We start from the raw sequence: 18,324 nt of genomic DNA on the forward strand, positions 1-18,324 counted from the left end.
CGGCCTCCGACCTGACCGCCTCGTTCGACGACCTACGGCTCGGACCGTGATCACTCCCCACCGGTTGGTTGAGCCGGCCCGCCCGATGGCGGCCGCTCGCCATTTCCGGTAGTCGCCAGCGATCATGCTGTCCGCCGCCGGTACGGCTCGACTATGAAAGGGGGACGCATCTCTTACCACTGGGAGTCCCATGACCATGCCACTCTCGGCCCTGCACCGGGCGAGCACCGCCTCCGTCACCTCGCTCGCCGTCGTGGTCGGCCTGCTCACCGCGGCGCCGTGGTCCACGGCGAACGCGGCGGCCTCCACCGATGGCCTCGCCCCGGCGCCGGCCGGGCGGGTTGTCTCCGTGGGCGGCGGAGCCGAGGTCGCCCTGACGCCGCTCGGAGACACCGGCGCCACCTCGCTCGCCGCGCTGCCCGGCCCCGACGGTGTGACTCCTGGCCTTGTTGTCGCGACGAACAAGACAGCCACGACCGTGCAGACGACCGATGCCGCCAGCACGCCGACCGTGATCGAGGGCCACGCCGCACCTCTGGCCGCCAGCGCTGCCGACACCGTGCCGCTGCACTTCTCCGCGGTGGGCCGGGACGGCCGGGCCGCCCAGGCGTACATCACTGTGTTCGACCTTGAGCACGGCGCGGCCTGGACCCGGCAGTTGGTCACCGACCCGGATCCGGGCAACGAGTGCTCCGAGGCCACCTTCGCCCGGACCACCTGCGTGCTCGTACCGCCCGGCGAGTACTCGGTGATGGCGTTCGTCACGACTCTGCCCGCCGAGAAGCCGACCATCGGAAGCAGCCGCACGTTCCAGAACATCTCGCTCGTGGGCGAGCCGGAGACGACGGTGAGCGGTGCGCGAACCATCGCGTTCGACGCCCGCGATGCCCGGCAGCTCGCGATCAGTACACCGGGTCGCAGCACCAAGGTGCCGCCGCAGGGTGCCATGCTCATCGGCTACGACCGCACCGCCGCGGACGGGTCCGCAGTCCACCTGGACATGCGCCCGGCATACCTCCTCGACCAGCACTTCTACCTGCAGCCGACGCCGCAGGTGTCCATCGGGACGTTCCAGGCGCGCACCCGGGTCCGGCTGGAGGCGCCCGACATCGCCCTGTCCGCGCCGACCGCGCCGGCTCTGCACCCGGAGTACGTCGACCGGATCTGGTTCTCCGATGTCGCTTCGGACTTCCCGGTCGTCAACGGCCGGTCCGGCCTTCCCGTGGTGGACGTCGGTCACGCCACGGCGGCCGATCTCGCCGGCCAGCAGCTGCACGGTGCGCTGGCGCTGGTCACGCACTCTGCCGGCATGTCGATCGCCGAACAGTCCAACAACGCCGCCGCACACGGTGCGGGGGTGGTCGTGATCCGCAACGACGGCGCCGGTGACATCAGCGACCCGGGCGGCACCGGGGTCAAGCTGCAGGTGCCGACGATCCGGCTGAACCGGGAAGAGGGCCTCGCGCTCTCCCACCTCCCCAAGGGAGCCATGGTGACCGTCGAGGGAGAGCAGGCCAGCCCCTATGTTTACGACCTCTACCTGAAGGTGAAGGACCGGATCCCCGAGAACCCCAACTACGTCGCCATCCCCGGGCAGCTCGCCACTCAGGTGCGTCAGGTGTACGGGCAGCCGACGCTTCCCTCGACGTTCTCCGAAGCGGCGTACCCGTGGCAGCCCGGCGACTCGTTCGTCGTCTCGACGACGTTCCCCTTCGCGGCCGGGCCGCGTACGCGCGCCGAGTACCGCATCCCCGACCCGGACACAGCATGGAGCTACGCGGTGTTCGCTCCGGAGGCCCCCTACAACGCGATGTTCCCCAAGGCGCCAGTGCTGCCGATGAGCCTGAGCATGCCCGGGCGCCAGGCGTACTCGGACCGCGAACAGGACCAGCTGCCCTTCGGCCGGGCGCCGATCACGGCGGCCCCGAATCCCGCTCGGCCCGTCCAGCGCTCCGGTGATCAACTACGCGTTGCCGTCGACGGCTTCACCGACGCGGACGGAAACCACGGAACGGAGTACACCCACCCGAGTGGGGTGCGCACCCATCTCGAGATCAGGGCCGACGGCACCCTGGTCGGGGAGACGGACAACCTCCCCTCCGGCACGGTCCGGCTTCCGGGCGGCGAGTCTCGCGTCTCGATCTCGTTCACCGCGGACAACCCGCAGGCGTGGAATCAGCTGTCGACACACACCGCCACCGCCTGGAGCTTCCCGTCGACGACGACCGCCGGAGGTGCGGCGGAGACCCAGCCGCTGCTCCTGCCGGACTACGACGTCGGCGTCGACCTGCACAGCCGGGTCCGGGCCGACCGCCAGGGCCGAGTGGCGTTCGATCTGCGGCTGCGGCGCCCCGACGGCGTACCGTCCACGCCGGGCGGGGAGCCGAGCATCGACGCGTCGTACGACGACGGTGCGACCTGGCGGCCAGCGGCCGTCACCCACGGTACCGACGGCTGGCGCGTCGAGCTGCCGGCAGGCAGCGGCCTGGTGTCGCTGCGGCTACACGCGGAGGACACCGGCGGCTCAGTGGTCGACCAGACGATCGTCCGGGCCTTCGACGTCGTGCACTGAGCTCTCGAGCCAACCGAGCCGGACCGCCTGCACGCCCGCCTGGAAGCGCGTGCGGACGTGCAGGTGGTCCATCAGCTCCGCGATCCGGCGGCTGAGCGTGCGGGTGCTGGTGCCCAGCCTGCGGGCAACCGCGTCGTCCTTCGCGCCGGAGGCGAGCAGCGCGGCGAGCTGGCGATCGCTGAACCCGCCCTCATCTGCCGGAGCGACGATCGGCGTCGCCTGCGCCCAGAGCAGCTCGAAGAGCTGGATCAGCGCGTCGAGGAGGGTGGAAGGTCGGATGCAGACCGCCGCATCGGCGCTCTGCCCGCCGACCGGCAGGATCGCCAGCCGGCGGTCGCCTATCGCCAGTTTCATCGGCAGGCCGGTGTGTACCCGGGACTGCTCACCCACGCCGGCTGCATCCTGGACCTCCTCAAGCGCGCCCGGCAGCTCCAGCGCCTCTGGGGCGTAGATGCCGCGCACCCGCACCTTCGCGCGCAGGAGCCGGCGGACCGAGTTGTCCGACCGCCGGGGATCGGCGACGTACGGCGGGCGATCGAGCACCATGAGCTCGTGCCGGGTGGTGCTGAGCAGGTGCTCGAACCGGGCAGCGATCGCTGCCCGGCCGACCAGCACCTCGACGATCTCCTCCGGGCGGTACCGCTCCTCGGCGGGCATCTCAGCGAGCAGGGTGCGCGCGGCGAGCTGAGTGCGCGCCAGCTCATCGCGGCGTCGGTCGACCAGCGCGTCAACGGCGACGTCGGGTCGCGCCGCGCGCATCCTGGCGGGCTGGCCGGGCAGCCGGTGCACCAGGCCCAGCTCCTCGAGTCTGGTCAGCGAGCTGCCCACCTCGGCCGCACCACGGTCAAGTGCCGCGGCGAGGTCGCGCTGGGACGCCTCGGGGCGGGACAGGAGTTCGCGGTAGACCATCTCGTCCTCGGGGCGGACACCGATCGGCTCGAGCACCCGCCCATCTTGCCCCGGTCGGCCGGGCGGCCACCCAGGCACCCAGCTGCTGGTGGCATGTGGGCGGCAGTCGGGTGCACTGAACGGCGTCGAACAGCACCTGACAACGGTGGTAGCGGGTTGAGCGAGCCAGGCTGGTGAGGCACCTGCGCAAGCGACTGTCAGTGGCGGGTGTGCGCGATGTCGCCGGCGCTGCGGCGTGGTGTCGTTGCCCAGGACGGGAGCCAGACCGCCCCGGGGAGCGGTGCCAGGCTTGCGAAGTGGTTGATGACCGCCCGAAGTCCCGGGTGCGGAGTCGTTCTGGGCAACATGAGGGAGAGCGGGTAGGCGAGCGTCGGGTTCACGATCGGGATGCGGCGTAGGTCGTAACTTGCCGGCCAGATGTACCGGTCGCGCGCGCCGACGAGGGTGGCCACGTCGGCGGAGTCCACGAGGGCGTCGAGGAGTACCTCGTTACCGAAGTTCGGGCCCGCCGCGTCGATGCGGAGGTCGAAGGCGGTGGCGAGCTGATCGTAGAACTCCGCCCATTCGCTCCGGGGCACGATACCCGGCACCCAGATCCGAAGCTTGCGCAGCTGGGGTGGTGTCACTGTTCGCGCGGAGGCAAGCGGATGCCTGGGGCCGACGAGGAGTTCCAGCGGGGAGTCGAAGGCGTGGATCATTTGTACGTCGCGCGGCAGCGTGGCCGGATCGGTGACGGTGCGGAACGAGGCGTCGACATCGCCTGCCTGGACGGCGGCGGCCGCCACGTGCGGGTCGTTGACCCTGAGGGTCACCACGTCGAGGTCAGTTTCGGGATGCGACCGCCAATAGTCGTGCAGAACGACGGCCTGCGCGCTTCGCAGGCCTAGCACGTCGATCCGAAGGGCCCGCGAACCCGGCCTGACCGCGGTGACGGCGCGATCAACACCCGCGACGATGCTCCGCGCGTGTGGGAGGAATGCCTGGCCGTCGAGCGTCAGTTCGACCCCTCGGGCGGTACGGATGAACAGGCGGACCTCCAGCTCGCGCTCCAGGGCGGCGACCCGCTTCGAGACCGCCTGCTGGGTCACGCCCAGCTCGTCGGCCGCGTGTTGCAACTGCCCGAACTCGGCCGCTCGGACGAACGATCGCACTGCCTCGGTATCCATCGGTCCAGCTTATGCCCGCCCAACTGATAGTTGTGGCTCGCCGAACGACGGTTGTTTGATCCCGCTCTCCGGTAGCCGATGTGATTCCGGGACCCAAACATCGGTTGTTGCGGGGGAGTCGTGTGCACCTGAAACTGGGGTCGAGTTTCGGCTGGCTCTGGTCGGCCTACGCGGTCAGCACGTACGGCACGTGGATCGCATTCGGAGCGTTCCCGCTCATCGCGGTTCGAGTGCTGCACTCGTCGGCATCCGCGGTTTCGCTTCTGGAGGCAGCCGGGCTTGCCGTCGCGGCGATCGTTGCGGTCCCGCTCGGGCCGTGGGTCGAGCGTCGGTCCAAGCGTCCGGTCATGATCGCGATGGACCTGGCTAGGTTCCTCGCGATGGCGAGTGTTCCGGTCGCGTACTTCCTCGGCGTGCTGTCCTACGGCCAACTGCTGGTCGTCTCGGTCATTTCCGGAGCCGCAGCCATCGCCTTCACCGCCGCCTCCGGCGCGTACCTGAAATACCTCGTCCGCGGTGACCATCTCCTTACCGCGAACGGGAGATTCGAGGGCACGAGCTGGGTGGCGACCGCGGCCGGACCGCCCCTCGGCGGCGCGCTCGTCGGGCTGCTCGGCCCGGTCATCACCATCATGGTCGACGCCCTCAGCTACCTGCTATCCGCGCTCGGGGTCCTCCGCATCCGCGGCGGCGACGTCGCGGCACCCCGCGACCCGGCCGCGTTGCGCGGAGCCGACCTTCTTGGTGGCTGGCGGTTCATCCTCCACGACCGCGCACTACGGTGCCTGTTCCTCAACTCGATCCTGGTCGGCGGCCTGATCATGGCCACCGTTCCGCTCCTGGCCGTCCTGCTGCTGGGCGAATACCACTTCCCGGCCTGGCAATACGGTCTCGCCTTCGGCATCCCGGCACTCGGCGGCTTCGTGGGCGCCCGTCTCTCCGCACGCCTGGTGAAGCGTTACGGCCGGCACCGGGTCATGACCGTCTCGGGCTGGCTGCGATCGTTCTTCCCGCTCGGTCTCGCGTTCGTCCATCCCGGCATCACCGGACTCCTCACCGTGATCATCGTCGAGGGCCTGCTGATCACATGCATGGGCATCTTCAACCCGATCTACGCCACAGAACGCCTGCAACGGACTCCCGCGGATCATGCCGCCCAGGTCCTCAGCGCATGGAGTGTCAGCAGCAAACTCGTGCAGGCCACCCTCATGGTGATCTGGGGCATCCTCGCCAGACTCACGAGCCCCCTCGCGGCGATCACCATTTCCGGCGTTCTCCTGCTCGCCACCCCACTCTTGCTGCCCAAACGAGCGCACTTGTGCCACCTCGAACCTGCCCTGCCGGCCGAAGACGTCCTGGCCGCATGACTCACCGCAATGCCCGTTCACCTTGGAAGGGCGCCGCAGGCTCATCGAGCACGCCAGGACCTGGGTGACCTCACTCCAGATCCTGTTCGGGCGCGAGAATGCGGTCCGCCACATCTGCTGTATCAACTGTGCCATCGGGGTCAACGCTGATGGGAGTAGCTCGACCATCAGAATGGATAAGCCAGGCGAGGACCGCCTCAGTTAGCGGCGTGCCGTCGTACCCGTCGTTCCAGTGGGCACGCCATCCACCCCCAGGTATGACGCCCACAACACGCTCTCCACGTTCCAAATGGGAGAAGTCCGGCCAGTCGGTGACGGGTCGGAGCGCACCACGTTGAGGATCCACGACAAGCGCCACCCCAGTAGCCGGATCCCACGCCTCCACTGGTCGCATGCGTCCGCTCTCGGTCTCCGTCCCGCTAAAGATCGCCGTCCAACCAGTCGCACTGAAGTACCGCATTGATCAAGTTTCGCACCGGCAGTTACCCAGCTCACACCGGGCGCGTGAACATCGGTGGCCTTGGCGAGAAACGGGTCACCGGTACGCGACGCTGCCGACGGGCGGATGATGGGGCGTCACCGATCCAGTGCGGCGGTCAATGCCTCGGGCTGGCTGAGCGCCACCAGATGGCCGCCGGGCAGGGTCTTGGGCGTGACGCCAAGGCGATGCTGGGCTGTCCGGATCTGGAACTCGACCGGGAACAGTCGGTCCTCGCGGCTGCTCAGCACCTCGGTTGGTACGTCGGGCCACGCGCCCAGCGGCCAGGGCTGCTCGAAAGGCGCTCCGGACTGCGGTGACTCGCCCGCCATGGCCTCCTTGGTGATGTCCTCTGGTACGTCGTGGAAGAAGTAGACCAGCGGATCGAACGGCTCGTCCGGGGAACGGCCCTCGCGCACGTCGCACTCACGACGCGCCTGGTCCTGGCCGGTGTTGGTCCACCAATCCTGGCCGGTCTCGCCAGGCGCCGGGATCATCGCGTTGACCAGGACCAGCCGTGAGACCGGCAGCCGGCCACAGACCAGCGGTGCGGTCAGGCCGCCCATCGACTGGGCCACCACCACCAGGCCTCTCCGTTGACCTGCCGCGTCCACCACCGTGTCTGCATAATCCTGCAGCCCCGCGCTGTCGTCTCCGGCTGGCAGGTCGACGGCGATCGCCTCGTGGCCGCGCTGATGCAGGTGGGGAATCAGCCGGTGCCAGTACCAGGCGTCGCCGCCGGCACCAGGGATCAGTATGTAGGTCGCCACGGTGCGAATTTAGCACCGCGTAGTGTGATAGCGATACGCTAAGCCGGTGGCGCGAGCATATGACGATCCCTGCGGCCTGGCCCGGGCACTCAACCTCGTCGGCGACCGGTGGGCGTTGTTAGTCGTCCGTGAGTTGCTGCTCGGGCCAAAGCGCTTCACCGACCTTCGGCGCGGCCTGCCCGGCGCCAGCCAGAGCATGCTCACCTCCCGACTCGTGGAGCTGGAGGAGGCGCAGGTAATACGCCGGCGGCGGCTCGGTCCACCCACGAGCGCTTCGGCCTACGAGCTGACCGAATGGGGACGGGACCTCGAGCCCGCTCTGCTGCAGCTGGCCAGGTGGGGCAGTCGGAGCGCGCTGGTTTCGTCAGCAGAGCTGAGTGTTGACGCGCTGGCCCTCGCGCTGAAGACCACCTTCGACCCGGCCGCGGCGCGCGACTTTAGCGTGCGGTGTCAGCTTCGTCTCGACGGCGACATCCTGCTCGTCACTGTCGACAACGGACGGCTCGATCTGACGCGGGCTGACGGTGCCGATCCCGAGCTGGTGATCGTAACCAGTGTCACGGTGTTCCGCTCGCTCACTTTCGGCGGCACCCCACTGCATGCCGCTGACGTCACGATCCGAGGTGACGGCGAAGTCGCCGTCCGCCTGCTCCGGCTGTTCAAACGCCCGGCACCGTTCGCCGGCTCACAGGGCTAGCGAACTCCAGCACACCCACTCATGGCGCGATCTGCGTGCGCCCGGTGACGAGGCTGGCAGGTGGCTGCCGAAGCTCGGACGTTCGCGGCGCCCATCCGAGGAGTCCGGGTGGTGCGTGCTCTAGCGCGGAGCGCGGCGGTCTGCGACGGCGTACGAGGCGGCTGCGGTGAGTGCCGAGACGGCCAGTACGGCGGGCCAGGCACCGATGCGCTTGGCCAGCGGGTGCGACAGGCCGAACGCCCCGAGGTAGGCCGCGACCAGACCCGCGGTCACGGCCGGGCTCGTCCGCCGGGCCCACTCGCGTCCCGCCAGCACACCGCCGGCCGCAAGGACCACGCCGCCGAGGGGACGGTTACCGGTCCGGCGGGCGAGCTGCCATCCGCCGATAAGGGAGCCCGCGGTGGTCGCTGCGGTTGGGAGGCGCATTCCACGACCGTACCCCGGCGCCGGCGGTGTGCGCCTGGGATCAGGCGACGAGCCGATGAACGGCCGATCATGTCAGCGGCCGTGTCAGGGTCGTGTCAGGTGGGTGGCAGGCCCGGTGCCGATGGTGGTCGCATGACGAGTTCAGCGATTGCGGCTTCAGGGCTGCGGAAGGCGTACAAGGGCAAGATCGTTCTTGACGGCATCGACCTCGATGTTGCCGCGGGCACGATCTTCTCCCTGCTTGGCCCAAACGGGGCGGGCAAGACGACGACGGTAAACGTGCTGACCACGTTGATGAAGGCCGACGGCGGCACGGTACGCGTTGCCGGGCATGACGTGGCGACCGAGACCAAGGCCGTCCGCGCGGCCATCGGGGTCACCGGTCAGTTCGCCGCGGTGGACGATCTCCTGACGGGCCAGGAGAACCTCCAGTTGATGGCGGATCTCAAGCGTCTGCGCCCGGGCGAGAGCAAGCGGGTGGTCGCCGACCTGCTGGAGCGGTTCGACCTGACGGAGTCGGCGCAGAAGATGGCGGCCACCTATTCCGGGGGTATGCGCCGGAAGCTGGATCTGGCGATGACCCTGGTCGGCCAGCCCAGGATCATTTTCCTCGACGAGCCGACGACGGGTTTGGATCCGCGTAGCCGTCGGACGATGTGGGACATCATCCGTCAGCTGGTGGCCGAGGGCGTCACCATCTTCCTGACCACCCAGTATCTGGAGGAAGCCGATCGGCTCGCCGACCGGATCGCGGTGCTCGATCAGGGCAAGCTGGTCGCCCAGGGCACTCCCGCCGAGCTCAAGCGCCAGATCCCCGGCAGTCATGTCCGGCTCCGGTTCGCGGACGACCTCGAACTCGCCTCCGCGGTGCGGGTCCTGACCGACTCCGCGCGGGACGCCGAGGACGATCTGGTCCTGCGGGTTCCCAGCGACGGTGGGGCGAAATCGGTTCGCGCCCTGTTGGCACAACTCGACGCACATTCGATCGAGGTCGAGGAATTCTCGGTGCACACGCCGGACCTCGACGACGTCTTCCTTGCCCTGACCGGCCGTACTCGCGCGAAGGTGAACGCATAATGAGCAACGCGACGACCATGCTGGGTCGCAACTTCAAGCACACGCTCCGGAACCCGGTCGCGGTGTTCAACGCGGTCCTGTTCCCGATCGTGATCCTGCTGATGTTCGTGTACGTGATCGGCGGCGCTTTCGACATCGGCGGCAACTACATCGACTACGCGACGCCGGGCATGGTCGTGTTGACGATCTGCTACGGGTTGAGCGCGACCGCGTTGGCCGTGAACTCCGACATGACGAAGGGGATCATCAATCGGTTCAAGGTGATGGATATCTCCCGCAGTGCCGTACTGAGCGCTCATGTCGCCGCCAGCATGCTCCGCAGTCTGATCGCCATCGCGGCCATCATCGGAGTGGCGTACGCGGTGGGATTCCGACCGGCGGCGAGCTTCCTCGAATGGCTCGGCGCGATCGGCCTCATCGTGTTGGTCTCCTTCGCGACCAACTGGATCACCGTCGCCCTGGGACTGGCGGCGAAAACCCCGGAATCGGCGGGACTGATCTCCGTGCCGCTGGTCATGCTGCCGTTCCTGAGCAGTGCGATCGTGCCGGCCGGAACCATGGGCGCGGGGGTGCGGCAGTTCGCGGAGTACCAGCCCTTCACCCCGATCATCGAGGCACTGCGCGGGCTGCTGACCGGTGAACCTGCTGGAAGCAAGGTGGTCATCGCCGTCGTCTGGTGCGTCGGGATCGCCCTGGTCGGATATGTGTGGTCGCTGTCCACCTTCAAGAAGCGGGCGTGACCAACCGGGGCGGGCACACCAACAAATCACGTACCAGGCAAGAGGGAGAAGTTGCCATGCCTACATTCGCCACCCCCGGGCCCATCGCCGCCACCGTGGAAGTCGCCGGTGCTCAGGTGCGGGTCACCGCGAGCGACCGCACCGACACCGCGGTGCTGGTCGAACCCATCAACGAGGCGAGCCGGTCCGACGTCAAGGTGGCAGAGAAGACCAAGGTCGAATTCGCCGGCGGTCAACTCTCGGTCAAGACGACCGTCCCCGGGCACAAGAACAGGTCGGTCGCCATCACGATCGAGCTGCCCACCGGCTCCAGTTTCGCCGCCTACCTGGCGCACTCCGAGGTTCATGCCGACGGCTCGTTCGGCGGGTGCGAGCTGCACGTGGCATCGGGCCGGGTCCAGGTGGACCGCATCGACACGCTGCGGGCGAACATCGCGTCCGGTGAGGTCGCGATCGGCCACATCGCAGGGCGCGCCGACATCGAGGGCGGGGCGTTCGCGATCCGGATCGGCGAGGTCGAGGGCGCGGTGCGGCTCTCGAACTCCGGCGGGCAGGCCTGGATCGGCCACGCCTCGGCCGACCTCGATCTCAGCAGCGCCAGCTGCGACTTCGACATCGACCGCGCCGACGGCAGCATCGCCGCCATGACAGCCAGCGGTGCCATCCGGATCGGGCGGATGACACACGGTCCGGCGAAGCTGACAAACGGCTCGGGAAACATCGAGGTCGGCATCAGCGAGGGCACCGCCGCCTACCTCGACGTCAACAGCGAGCGAGGATCGGTGCGCGACGCCGTTTCCGTGCTGGGAAACCCTGGCCCGGCGGGCACCAGGGTCTCGGTCCACGCCCGCACGCGGCACGGCGACATCGTCATTCGACGCGCAGGTCAGAAGGCGAGCGTGGTCTCGACCAGCTGAGCCGAGCTCGCCTGCGTACCCTCCTGCGACACCTCGGCGAACCGTGCTTCGCCGAGGTGTCGCCGTACGTCCCGCTCGATCCTGGCCGCATCCGGGTGGGCGAGATCCGGCACTCCACGTGCGCCGACGCTGGCCGCGAGCAGTCGCGCCGCCTGCTCGTACTGGTCGTGCCGGAGCGCGAGGTCCGCAACACCGACGAGGGCCTGGGCGATCATGGGAGCGTGTCCCGCCTCGGACGCCGCCTGCCAGGCCGCCACGCGGTGAGAACGAGCCTCCCGAAGATCGTCGACCAGGTAGCCGAGCACGTCGTGGATGCCCGCGCGGATGTCCGCCGTCGCCGCCTCGTCGCCGAGCAGGGCCGTCGCGACCCCGAGTTGGTGGCGTGCCTCCGCGGCGTCACCGACCCAACGCGCGAGGTCGGCCTTGGCGAGCGCCAGCTCGACCAGCGCGTGCGGCCAGGTAACCCCTTCGGCGCACCGCTCCGCCTCGGCGATGGCGGCCGCACTGGAGTCCCGGTCGCCGTGCAGCCAGTACAGCAGGGCCTGTTGGGTCCGCAGCCGGATGACATCCTCGACGGCGCCGACCTCGGTGACGAGCGTGACCGCCTGTTCGTAGTGCGCACACGCACCGGCGAACTCACCGCGCCGGGCGAGTTGGCCCGCCAGCTCGGACAGGGCGATGGACATGCCGAACCTTTCGCCGAGCGTGCGGAACTCGGCGAGCGCAAGCTCCAGGTTGGCCTCCGCATCCCGGCCGCCCTGACCGAGCATGATCCGCATCTTGCCGAGCTGGAACCGGGCCAGGGCGCGTACCCAGGGGTCTTCGTTGTCCAGCACCGACTCGAACGCGGTCACCGCGGCGTCCGGCTCCTGCAGCAGGCGTTCCAGCGCGTCGACCAGTCCCAGCAGCGGGTTGCGGTGCTGGCTTTGCTGACTGAACCGGTACGCCTGGTGGATCCATTCCGCGCCCAGGTGTTCGTCGCCCCGCCCGGAGGTCACGAAGAGCACCACGATCCCGTACGCCATGGCCCGGACGTCATCGGTCACGTCGCCGGGGATGTTGGTGGCCGCGAGCATCAGCTCGAGGCCTTCGGTCCGGCGCCCGCCGAGCCACCAGTACCAGCCGGCGGCGGCCGCGAGCCGCATCGCCGCCTGTGCGTCACCAGCCGCGACCGCCGCCCGCATCGCGGCGCTGATGTTGTCGTGTTCGGCCTCGAGCGTGGCGAGCCAGGCCAACTGCTCGGCGCGGCGCAGATGTGGCTCCGCGGTCTCGGTGAGGTCGGTGAAGTAGGCGAGGTGCGCCCGGCGAGCCAGGTCGGATTCGCCCGCTTCGGCGAGCCGATCCGCGGCGTACTCCTTGATCGTGCTGATCATCCGATAGCGCGGGGCGGCGTCGCCCTCGGTGACCAGCAGCGACTTCTCGGCCAGCGACGTGAGCAACTCCAGCACTTGATCCGGCTCGACGTTATCGCCGGCGCAGACCCACTCGGCCGCTTCCAGGCTCGCCCCGCCGGAGAACACCGACAGCCGGCGCAGGACCGTCCGCTCGGCCTCGGTGAGCAACTCCCAGCTCCAGTCGACCACCGCGCGCAGCGTCTTGTGCCGCGGCAAGGCGGTACGGCTCCCGCTGGTCAGCAGGCGGAACCGGTCATCGAGCCGGTTGGCGAGCTGATCGATGGTCATGGTGCGCAACCGGGCGGCGGCCAGTTCGATCGCCAGCGGCATCCCGTCCAGCGCCCGGCAGACGCGCACCATCGTCGACAAGGTGTGCTCGTCGACTCCAAGATCCTTGCGCACCGCGCCGGCCCGGTCCCGCAGCAAACGGACGGCCGGCGAGGACGCGGTCTCGGCAAGGCCGGCGTCGGTTGGCACGGCCAGTGGCTCGACCAGCCACAGCGCCTCACCGGTGATGCCGAGCGGTTCCCTGCTCGTCGCCAGGATACGCAGCCGTCGGCATTGCCCGAGCACCCGATCGGCGAACCTCGCCGCCGCCTCGATCAGATGCTCACAGTTGTCCAGGATCAGCAGCGCTTCCCGCTCGCGGATCGCGGCAATGAGCCCGTCCGCCAGATCCGCGCTCGGACCCGCGCCGAGCAGAGCATCCCGCAGCCCGAGCGCGGTGAGCGCTGCCTGCGCGACATCACCGTCGGCGCCGATGGCGGCAAGTTCCACCAACCAGACTCCGTCCGGCAGGTCACCGATCAGCGTGCGTGCGGTTTCCGTGGCCAGCCTGGTCTTGCCCGAACCGCCCGGCCCGATCAAGGTGATCAGACGATGCTCCGCGATGAGCTCGCGGACGGCAGCGACATCAGCGTCGCGGCCGACGAAACTGGTGAGCTCGGCACGCACGTTGGTCTTCCGGTGCTCCTCCCGCCGCCCCAGTTCGCCCCGTAGTAAGGCGACATGTAAGGCCGACAACTCCGGCGAGGGGTCGACGCCCAGCGCGTCGGAAAGTGCCTCCCTCGTACGTTCGTAGGCGAGCAGGGCCTCGGAGTCGCGGCCGGCTGCCACCAGGGCCCGCATCAGCGCGGCGACCAGCGGCTCCCGCAGCGGATGCGCGGCCACCGCGTCGGTCAGTTCCGCGACCACCTCCGCTCCGTGGCCCAGGCTGACCTCCGCTTCGAAGCGATCCTCCATCGCCGCCAGGCGCAGCCCCTCGAGCCGCGTCACCGCCGCGTCGAACGCCTCACTGTCCCCCAACCCCACATCCTGCATAGCCGCACCGCGCCACAAGGTGAGGGCTTCGCGCAACAGCCGAACTCGCTGGAGACCCTCCTCGTGGCGAGCCCGGCCGATGAGGCGTTCGAACCGAAGGGCGTCGACGGCGTCAGGGCCCACCATCAATCGGTAGCCGCCCGTCTGCCCGTCGATCACCCCGCCAGGCAGCGCCTTCCGTAGCCGGGAAGCCAAGCGTTGCAGGGCGTTCGCCGCATCGGCCGGCGGGTTCTCACCCCAGATCCAGTCGATGAGCGCCGCCTTCGGCACGACTCGGCCTGGTTCGAGTGCCAGGGCGACCAACAGTGCGCGCAACCGGGCGCCGGGAACGTCGGCCAGGATGCCTTCGTTCGTGCGAACCTCGAATGATCCAAGCATCCCGACCTGCACTCGCTGATTCTCCCACGGCGGTGTGCCCTTGCCGGACGTGCGGCCCGTCACCGGTAGCGCCTCCGAGATCCAGGCACGACCGGTTGTTCAGGACGGCGCCGCCCCGCTCGGGACCGGGCGCGGGCGCGGGTGACGGATCGGGTGGTGAGTTGGCGGCGGAGCGGACCTGGTGCTCCGGTTCGGCTACCGCTTCACCAGGTTGCGCAGCGCGGCGACCAGCGACCGGTCGCTGACCTCGGCGTAGATCTTCTTGTCGGGACCGACCAGGACGACGTACGGGCAAGCCTGTTCGTCGCCGCCCATGGCCTTGTCGACCAGCTTCCGGCCGGTCGCCACCTCGTACACCCGAAGGCGGTAACTGGCCTTCAGCAGCGTCAACGTGTCCGGCTTCGGGTCGTCGTACTTGCACCGACGGATCGTCGCGCCGGTGCTGACCCGGTCCAGGCAGGCGACCATCTGCACGTTCTTCGGATCCTCCGACGCCCAGGTCTGTTCCACCCGCTTCGACAGGCCCTCGTCGTAGTAGTAGCCGTTGTCCTGACGGCGGTGGTTTCCCGGGCCGTCTCCGATGAGCAGCACAACCGGGTGCGGGGCCTTGCCGGCGCGCTTGGGCGACTGGGGGTAGTAGAGGATGCCGTCGCACACGTTGTTCAGATCGGAGATCTGGGTTGCCGCGTAGTCGCTGGGCTGCGGCCCCTGCGGCACCGGCTCCGCGCTCTCGGCCGCGTGAGGGCTCGGGGCCGGGCTACCGGTCGTGGACGACCGCCGCGTCTCGGTCGCCGGCTTGGCCGCGTCGCGCTTCGTGGAGCGCAGCAGGAAGGCCCCGCCGACCAGGCCCGAGCAGGCCACCAACAGCAGTACGCTCAGCGCCACGACGGCGATGATCAGGCCGCGGTTGCGGTGGCCGGGTGGCGGTGGGTCGGCTGGCAGTTGCGGGCCGAACGGTGTGACCATCGTGGGCGGTCCGAACGGCTGGACTGCCGTGGGTGGCACCTGCGGCGGTGGCGCGCCGTGGACCGGTGCCGGCTCGGGAGCCGCACCGTCCGGCAGCGGCGTCCATGCCGCTTCCGGACCTCGCACCCAGTCCGCCGTCGATCCTGAATCAGGTCCGGCCCCCGCGTCGGACATGTGCATCCCCTTGTCGATCCAGAGCGAAGAGCGAACCTATCAAGATCCCGCCGTGTTGGGGGCGGGTGCAGGTCGGGCGGCGAGGCCCGGGGGATACCCGCTGTTACGGCAGGGTTCGTTGCATCCTTCGGGTTGGCACATGGGTTACTGCCGCGTGTGTCATGACACCGAGCCAGCCTCCGGCGAGAAGCCCGATCAGTGCCGCCCAGTCTGCGCCGATACTGGGCTGGAGCAGCTTGTTGGTCGCCAACCCAGCCGGCACCCCTGCAGCTGCGCCAGCAGCTAGAGCCCACCATCGATGCCGTACTCCCTCGATGTGCACCTGGAGGTAGGGCGACACAGCCGTCAGGAGCAAGATGGTCGGCGGGATCGAGGGCGTCAACAGCACGAGGCCCATGCCGATGATCGCCCCGGGGATGAGACACGCCAAGCCGAAACAAAAGCGTGACCCAGATCAACCGGCGCGTGGCTCATGTCTGGCTGGCGCCGCCAGATCCGCCTCCATCCGTCGGTGAATGTCCGCCGGGGTGGCAGGCTGATGCCTGACGGGACCCGGTTGGCTGATGGAGAAATATCGCTGGGGCCGGTCGTCTCGTCTGGAGCGGAATGTGGCTCCGGCGTAGCCATGAGGTGGATCCTTGCGCATCATGGTTCACCCTGGGAAGGCCGCCGGACGTGTTCGGGGGCAAACAGGGGGCACGAGACGTGCCAACGACGGCCAAGCGTCGGTCCAGTGGCGTGCCGCACGACCACCGATTGGTCGGCTGCGCCCACCCGCTCCATCCGCTGCTGCCGCGCATCGGGCGCTACGGTGCGTAGTGAAGCGTGCCGGGGTGCTGTGCACGGCCGTGCCGATGTGAGTGCGCGGAGGCTCGCGGACTCAGCTCACCCTACGGTCGCGATGCCGCGATGGCGGCATGTGGCCGATGAGTGCCTTCGGCGGGCCGCTGCAGACGCTCAACTTCCGTGAAGCCGGCTCGCGCCAGTCGCTCGGAGAATTCGTCAACGGGCCAGCGATAGGCGGTCACGACCTTGTGGTCGAAGGCGGCGACCTCGTCACCTACGAAGAGACCGACCACTAACGTCCCGGCCGGGGCCATTACTCGCCGGAACTCACCGAGCACGCCGTCGAGATCTTCCGGCGGCAGATGGATCAACGATCCCCAGGCCAGGATGCCTGCGATGGAGTGATTGGCAACGGCGAGATTTTCCATCGACCCGAGCTGGTACCTACCGTTCGGGTGGGCTGCCCGCGCATGGGCGATGAACTCGGGGACCATGTCGATTCCCGTTGCGTCGACGCCCAACGAGCGGAGGTAATCGGTGATATGGCCAGGCCCGCAGCCCAGATCGAGCACCGTGCCAGGCCGGCCCGCCAGGTGTCGCCCGATAAAGGCGAGATCGTCGGCGTGTACCTGCTGGCTTGTACCGAAGAGCCCGATGTAGAGCTCTGCGACGGACGCATATGCCCGCCGGACCTCCTCCATCTTCACCCCGTGACTATATGAGCTCTCGGATTGGCGAGCAGGGTCGGGCCAGCGCCGGGAGGCACGTCGGTCCTTACGCCGGGATGGTGGAGCAGCCCGGTCGGCATCGATCTGGGCACCAGCTCCGGCAAGCGGTGCGGCGATCGAGATGCCGGCGCGCAGGCCGAGGCGGGCGGTCTTCGGGGCGCTGCCGCCGTCAGCGCCGCCGGCTGACCGCGGCACGCGCGAACCGGTCACCCTGTCAGCCTGGCGCGTCAACCGCCGCGCCTGATTCGTCGGTTCTCGCATTGCCCGGGACATGGGGCCGTCGAGCTCGCTCCCCGGGCACCCGCAACCAGCGCTTCCGTCTGGCCTGACCGCGGCACAGTGGCCGCGAAAGACCTCTTCCAGCCACCAGGACGGGCGGCTGGGGCCGAATCGTGCTTCCTCGGGTTAGCGAGGTGTTGGGCTCTTCGAGGCCAGGGCCGCGATGGATGCCGTCATGTCCTTGACAAAGGCATCTCTGGTCGGAGCAGCAACGCGGTCCAGAGAGAGGTAGGGGTTGAGGTCCTCAAGTTCGACGAGTAGGAGTTCGCCGGTGCGTGTACGACAGGCGTCGACGCGCTGAATGCCGTGGCTGATGTCGTTCCAGTCGATGAACCGCTGAGCGAACGCCAAATCGGCATCGGTCGGTTCGTAGGGCTCGAGCAGCCACCGTTGGTCGGCATGAGGCGCGTACAACGCGTACTGGAAGGTGCGGTCGACGAAGTAGAAGGAGACTTCGTACTCGAAATCGACACGTGGCTGGACCAGCAGGTTGTCATAGGTCAGCTCCTGCAGTTGCTCGCGCTGAACGAACTGCAGACCAACGGAATCAGCGCCGAACTTTGGCTTGGCCACGTAATGGGTGGCCGGTGGCAGGCGTTCGATGTCCTGCAACCGGTCAACGGTGGGGATGACGGGGTAGCCGGCTCCGTACAGATCCAGTAGATACTGCTTGCCGGCCATGTCGGCCTTGCCGGTCAACTCGGTAAAGACTCGCACACCCGTCTGCCTCGCACGAGCGCGGAACTCGTCGTGATGATCCTGGTAGTAGAGGACGGGGCCGCTGTTGCGAACCACGACCACATCAAAGGAGTCCATCAAGTCAACTGCATCGATCGGGTGGCACAGGGCGATGTCGAAGTGCTCCCGCAGTTGGGTCGACAAGAAGATGTCCTCGTCGCAGTAGCGACGCCCGCGCGCCTCGTATGCCAGATCGGTGACGTAAAGGACGCGGGTTCTACGGGGCGGCACGGCGGTTCTCCTGTTGGTCGGGCGTGGGTGCAGTCTCGCCGGGTCCGGCGCGAAGGAGTCTAGGTGGCCCCCTGCGGACTCGACCTGCCACACGCTCGCCGCACTCATCCAGCCGCGAACCGCTCCTCACCAACAGTGACGGCGCCAGACAGGGAGAGGTGTCCTGGACCCTGCCGCTGCCCAAAGCAAGATCGTATTCGAGGCCGTCCAC

14 protein-coding genes are annotated in these 18,324 nt (G+C 68.7%); 6 read left to right on the forward strand and 8 right to left on the reverse strand.

All coding sequences use genetic code 11. From position 1 onward, the window contains the following. Window positions 1-190 precede the first annotated feature (190 nt). The gene (locus A6A27_RS32665) at window positions 191-2,572 is read left to right on the forward strand and encodes a PA domain-containing protein (RefSeq protein ID WP_073838466.1); all 2,382 of its coding nucleotides are present in this window, start codon (window positions 191-193) and stop codon (window positions 2,570-2,572) included. On the opposite strand, the gene A6A27_RS32670 is transcribed toward A6A27_RS32665, so the two are convergent. Both A6A27_RS32670 and A6A27_RS32675 read right to left on the reverse strand, forming a co-directional pair. Next, a complete protein-coding gene (locus A6A27_RS32670; protein ID WP_073838467.1) occupies window positions 2,525-3,517 on the reverse strand; it encodes a helix-turn-helix domain-containing protein in 993 nt (330 codons plus the stop codon). The two genes, A6A27_RS32665 and A6A27_RS32670, sit on opposite strands and share 48 nt — an antisense overlap. Window positions 3,518-3,678: 161 nt before the next feature. After that, window positions 3,679-4,647 (reverse strand): LysR family transcriptional regulator, encoded by a 969-nt coding sequence (locus A6A27_RS32675; RefSeq protein WP_073838468.1) that lies wholly within the window; start codon window positions 4,645-4,647, stop codon window positions 3,679-3,681. Between the two features lie 80 nt (window positions 4,648-4,727). On the opposite strand from A6A27_RS32675, the gene A6A27_RS32680 reads away from it, so the two are divergent. Further along, entirely contained in the window at window positions 4,728-6,014 is a 1,287-nt protein-coding gene (locus A6A27_RS32680; protein ID WP_241825558.1) for an MFS transporter, read from the forward strand. A 576-nt stretch (window positions 6,015-6,590) separates the two neighbouring features. Here the strand turns inward: A6A27_RS32680 and A6A27_RS32690 are convergent. After that, a complete protein-coding gene (locus A6A27_RS32690; RefSeq protein ID WP_073838472.1) occupies window positions 6,591-7,262 on the reverse strand; it encodes an alpha/beta fold hydrolase in 672 nt (223 codons plus the stop codon). Window positions 7,263-7,308: 46 nt separating this feature from the next. On the opposite strand from A6A27_RS32690, the gene A6A27_RS32695 reads away from it, so the two are divergent. Further along, window positions 7,309-7,959, forward strand: a complete 651-nt coding sequence (locus A6A27_RS32695; RefSeq protein WP_198940541.1) for a winged helix-turn-helix transcriptional regulator — start codon at window positions 7,309-7,311, stop codon at window positions 7,957-7,959. Between the two features lie 120 nt (window positions 7,960-8,079). Here the strand turns inward: A6A27_RS32695 and A6A27_RS32700 are convergent, their stop codons facing one another. After that, window positions 8,080-8,385: a hypothetical protein gene (locus A6A27_RS32700; RefSeq protein WP_073838473.1), complete on the reverse strand. Its 306-nt coding sequence runs from the start codon at window positions 8,383-8,385 to the stop codon at window positions 8,080-8,082. Window positions 8,386-8,517: 132 nt separating this feature from the next. On the opposite strand from A6A27_RS32700, the gene A6A27_RS32705 reads away from it, so the two are divergent. Genes A6A27_RS32705 through A6A27_RS32715 form a run of 3 tightly spaced genes read left to right on the forward strand, consistent with a single transcriptional unit; the run spans window position 8,518 to window position 11,119 of the window. Beyond that, window positions 8,518-9,462 carry an ATP-binding cassette domain-containing protein gene (locus tag A6A27_RS32705; protein WP_073838474.1) on the forward strand — a complete coding sequence of 315 codons (945 nt, stop codon included), beginning with the start codon at window positions 8,518-8,520 and terminating at the stop codon, window positions 9,460-9,462. Further along, on the forward strand, window positions 9,462-10,202 hold the full coding sequence (locus A6A27_RS32710) for an ABC transporter permease (protein WP_143194284.1): 741 nt from the start codon (window positions 9,462-9,464) through the stop codon (window positions 10,200-10,202). The genes A6A27_RS32705 and A6A27_RS32710 overlap by 1 nt, the downstream gene beginning before the upstream one ends. Then, on the forward strand, window positions 10,139-11,119 hold the full coding sequence (locus A6A27_RS32715) for a DUF4097 family beta strand repeat-containing protein (RefSeq protein ID WP_241825559.1): 981 nt from the start codon (window positions 10,139-10,141) through the stop codon (window positions 11,117-11,119). Before A6A27_RS32710 ends, A6A27_RS32715 begins: the two co-directional genes overlap by 64 nt. Here A6A27_RS32715 and A6A27_RS32720 read toward each other — a convergent pair. From A6A27_RS32720 to A6A27_RS32735, 4 genes are all read right to left on the reverse strand, one after another. Beyond that, window positions 11,089-14,223, reverse strand: a complete 3,135-nt coding sequence (locus A6A27_RS32720; RefSeq protein ID WP_073838477.1) for a BTAD domain-containing putative transcriptional regulator — start codon at window positions 14,221-14,223, stop codon at window positions 11,089-11,091. The two genes, A6A27_RS32715 and A6A27_RS32720, sit on opposite strands and share 31 nt — an antisense overlap. A 183-nt stretch (window positions 14,224-14,406) precedes the next feature. After that, the gene (locus A6A27_RS32725) at window positions 14,407-15,177 is read right to left on the reverse strand and encodes a hypothetical protein (RefSeq protein ID WP_241825560.1); all 771 of its coding nucleotides are present in this window, start codon (window positions 15,175-15,177) and stop codon (window positions 14,407-14,409) included. Between the two features lie 1,064 nt (window positions 15,178-16,241). Further along, a complete protein-coding gene (locus A6A27_RS32730) occupies window positions 16,242-16,844 on the reverse strand; it encodes a class I SAM-dependent methyltransferase (protein WP_198940542.1) in 603 nt (200 codons plus the stop codon). Between the two features lie 426 nt (window positions 16,845-17,270). Next, window positions 17,271-18,113, reverse strand: a complete 843-nt coding sequence (locus tag A6A27_RS32735) for a hypothetical protein (RefSeq protein WP_073838478.1) — start codon at window positions 18,111-18,113, stop codon at window positions 17,271-17,273. Between the last annotated feature and the right edge of the window lie 211 nt (window positions 18,114-18,324).

The organism is Micromonospora sp. CB01531 (genome assembly GCF_001905095.1).
Classification (GTDB): domain Bacteria; phylum Actinomycetota; class Actinomycetes; order Mycobacteriales; family Micromonosporaceae; genus Micromonospora.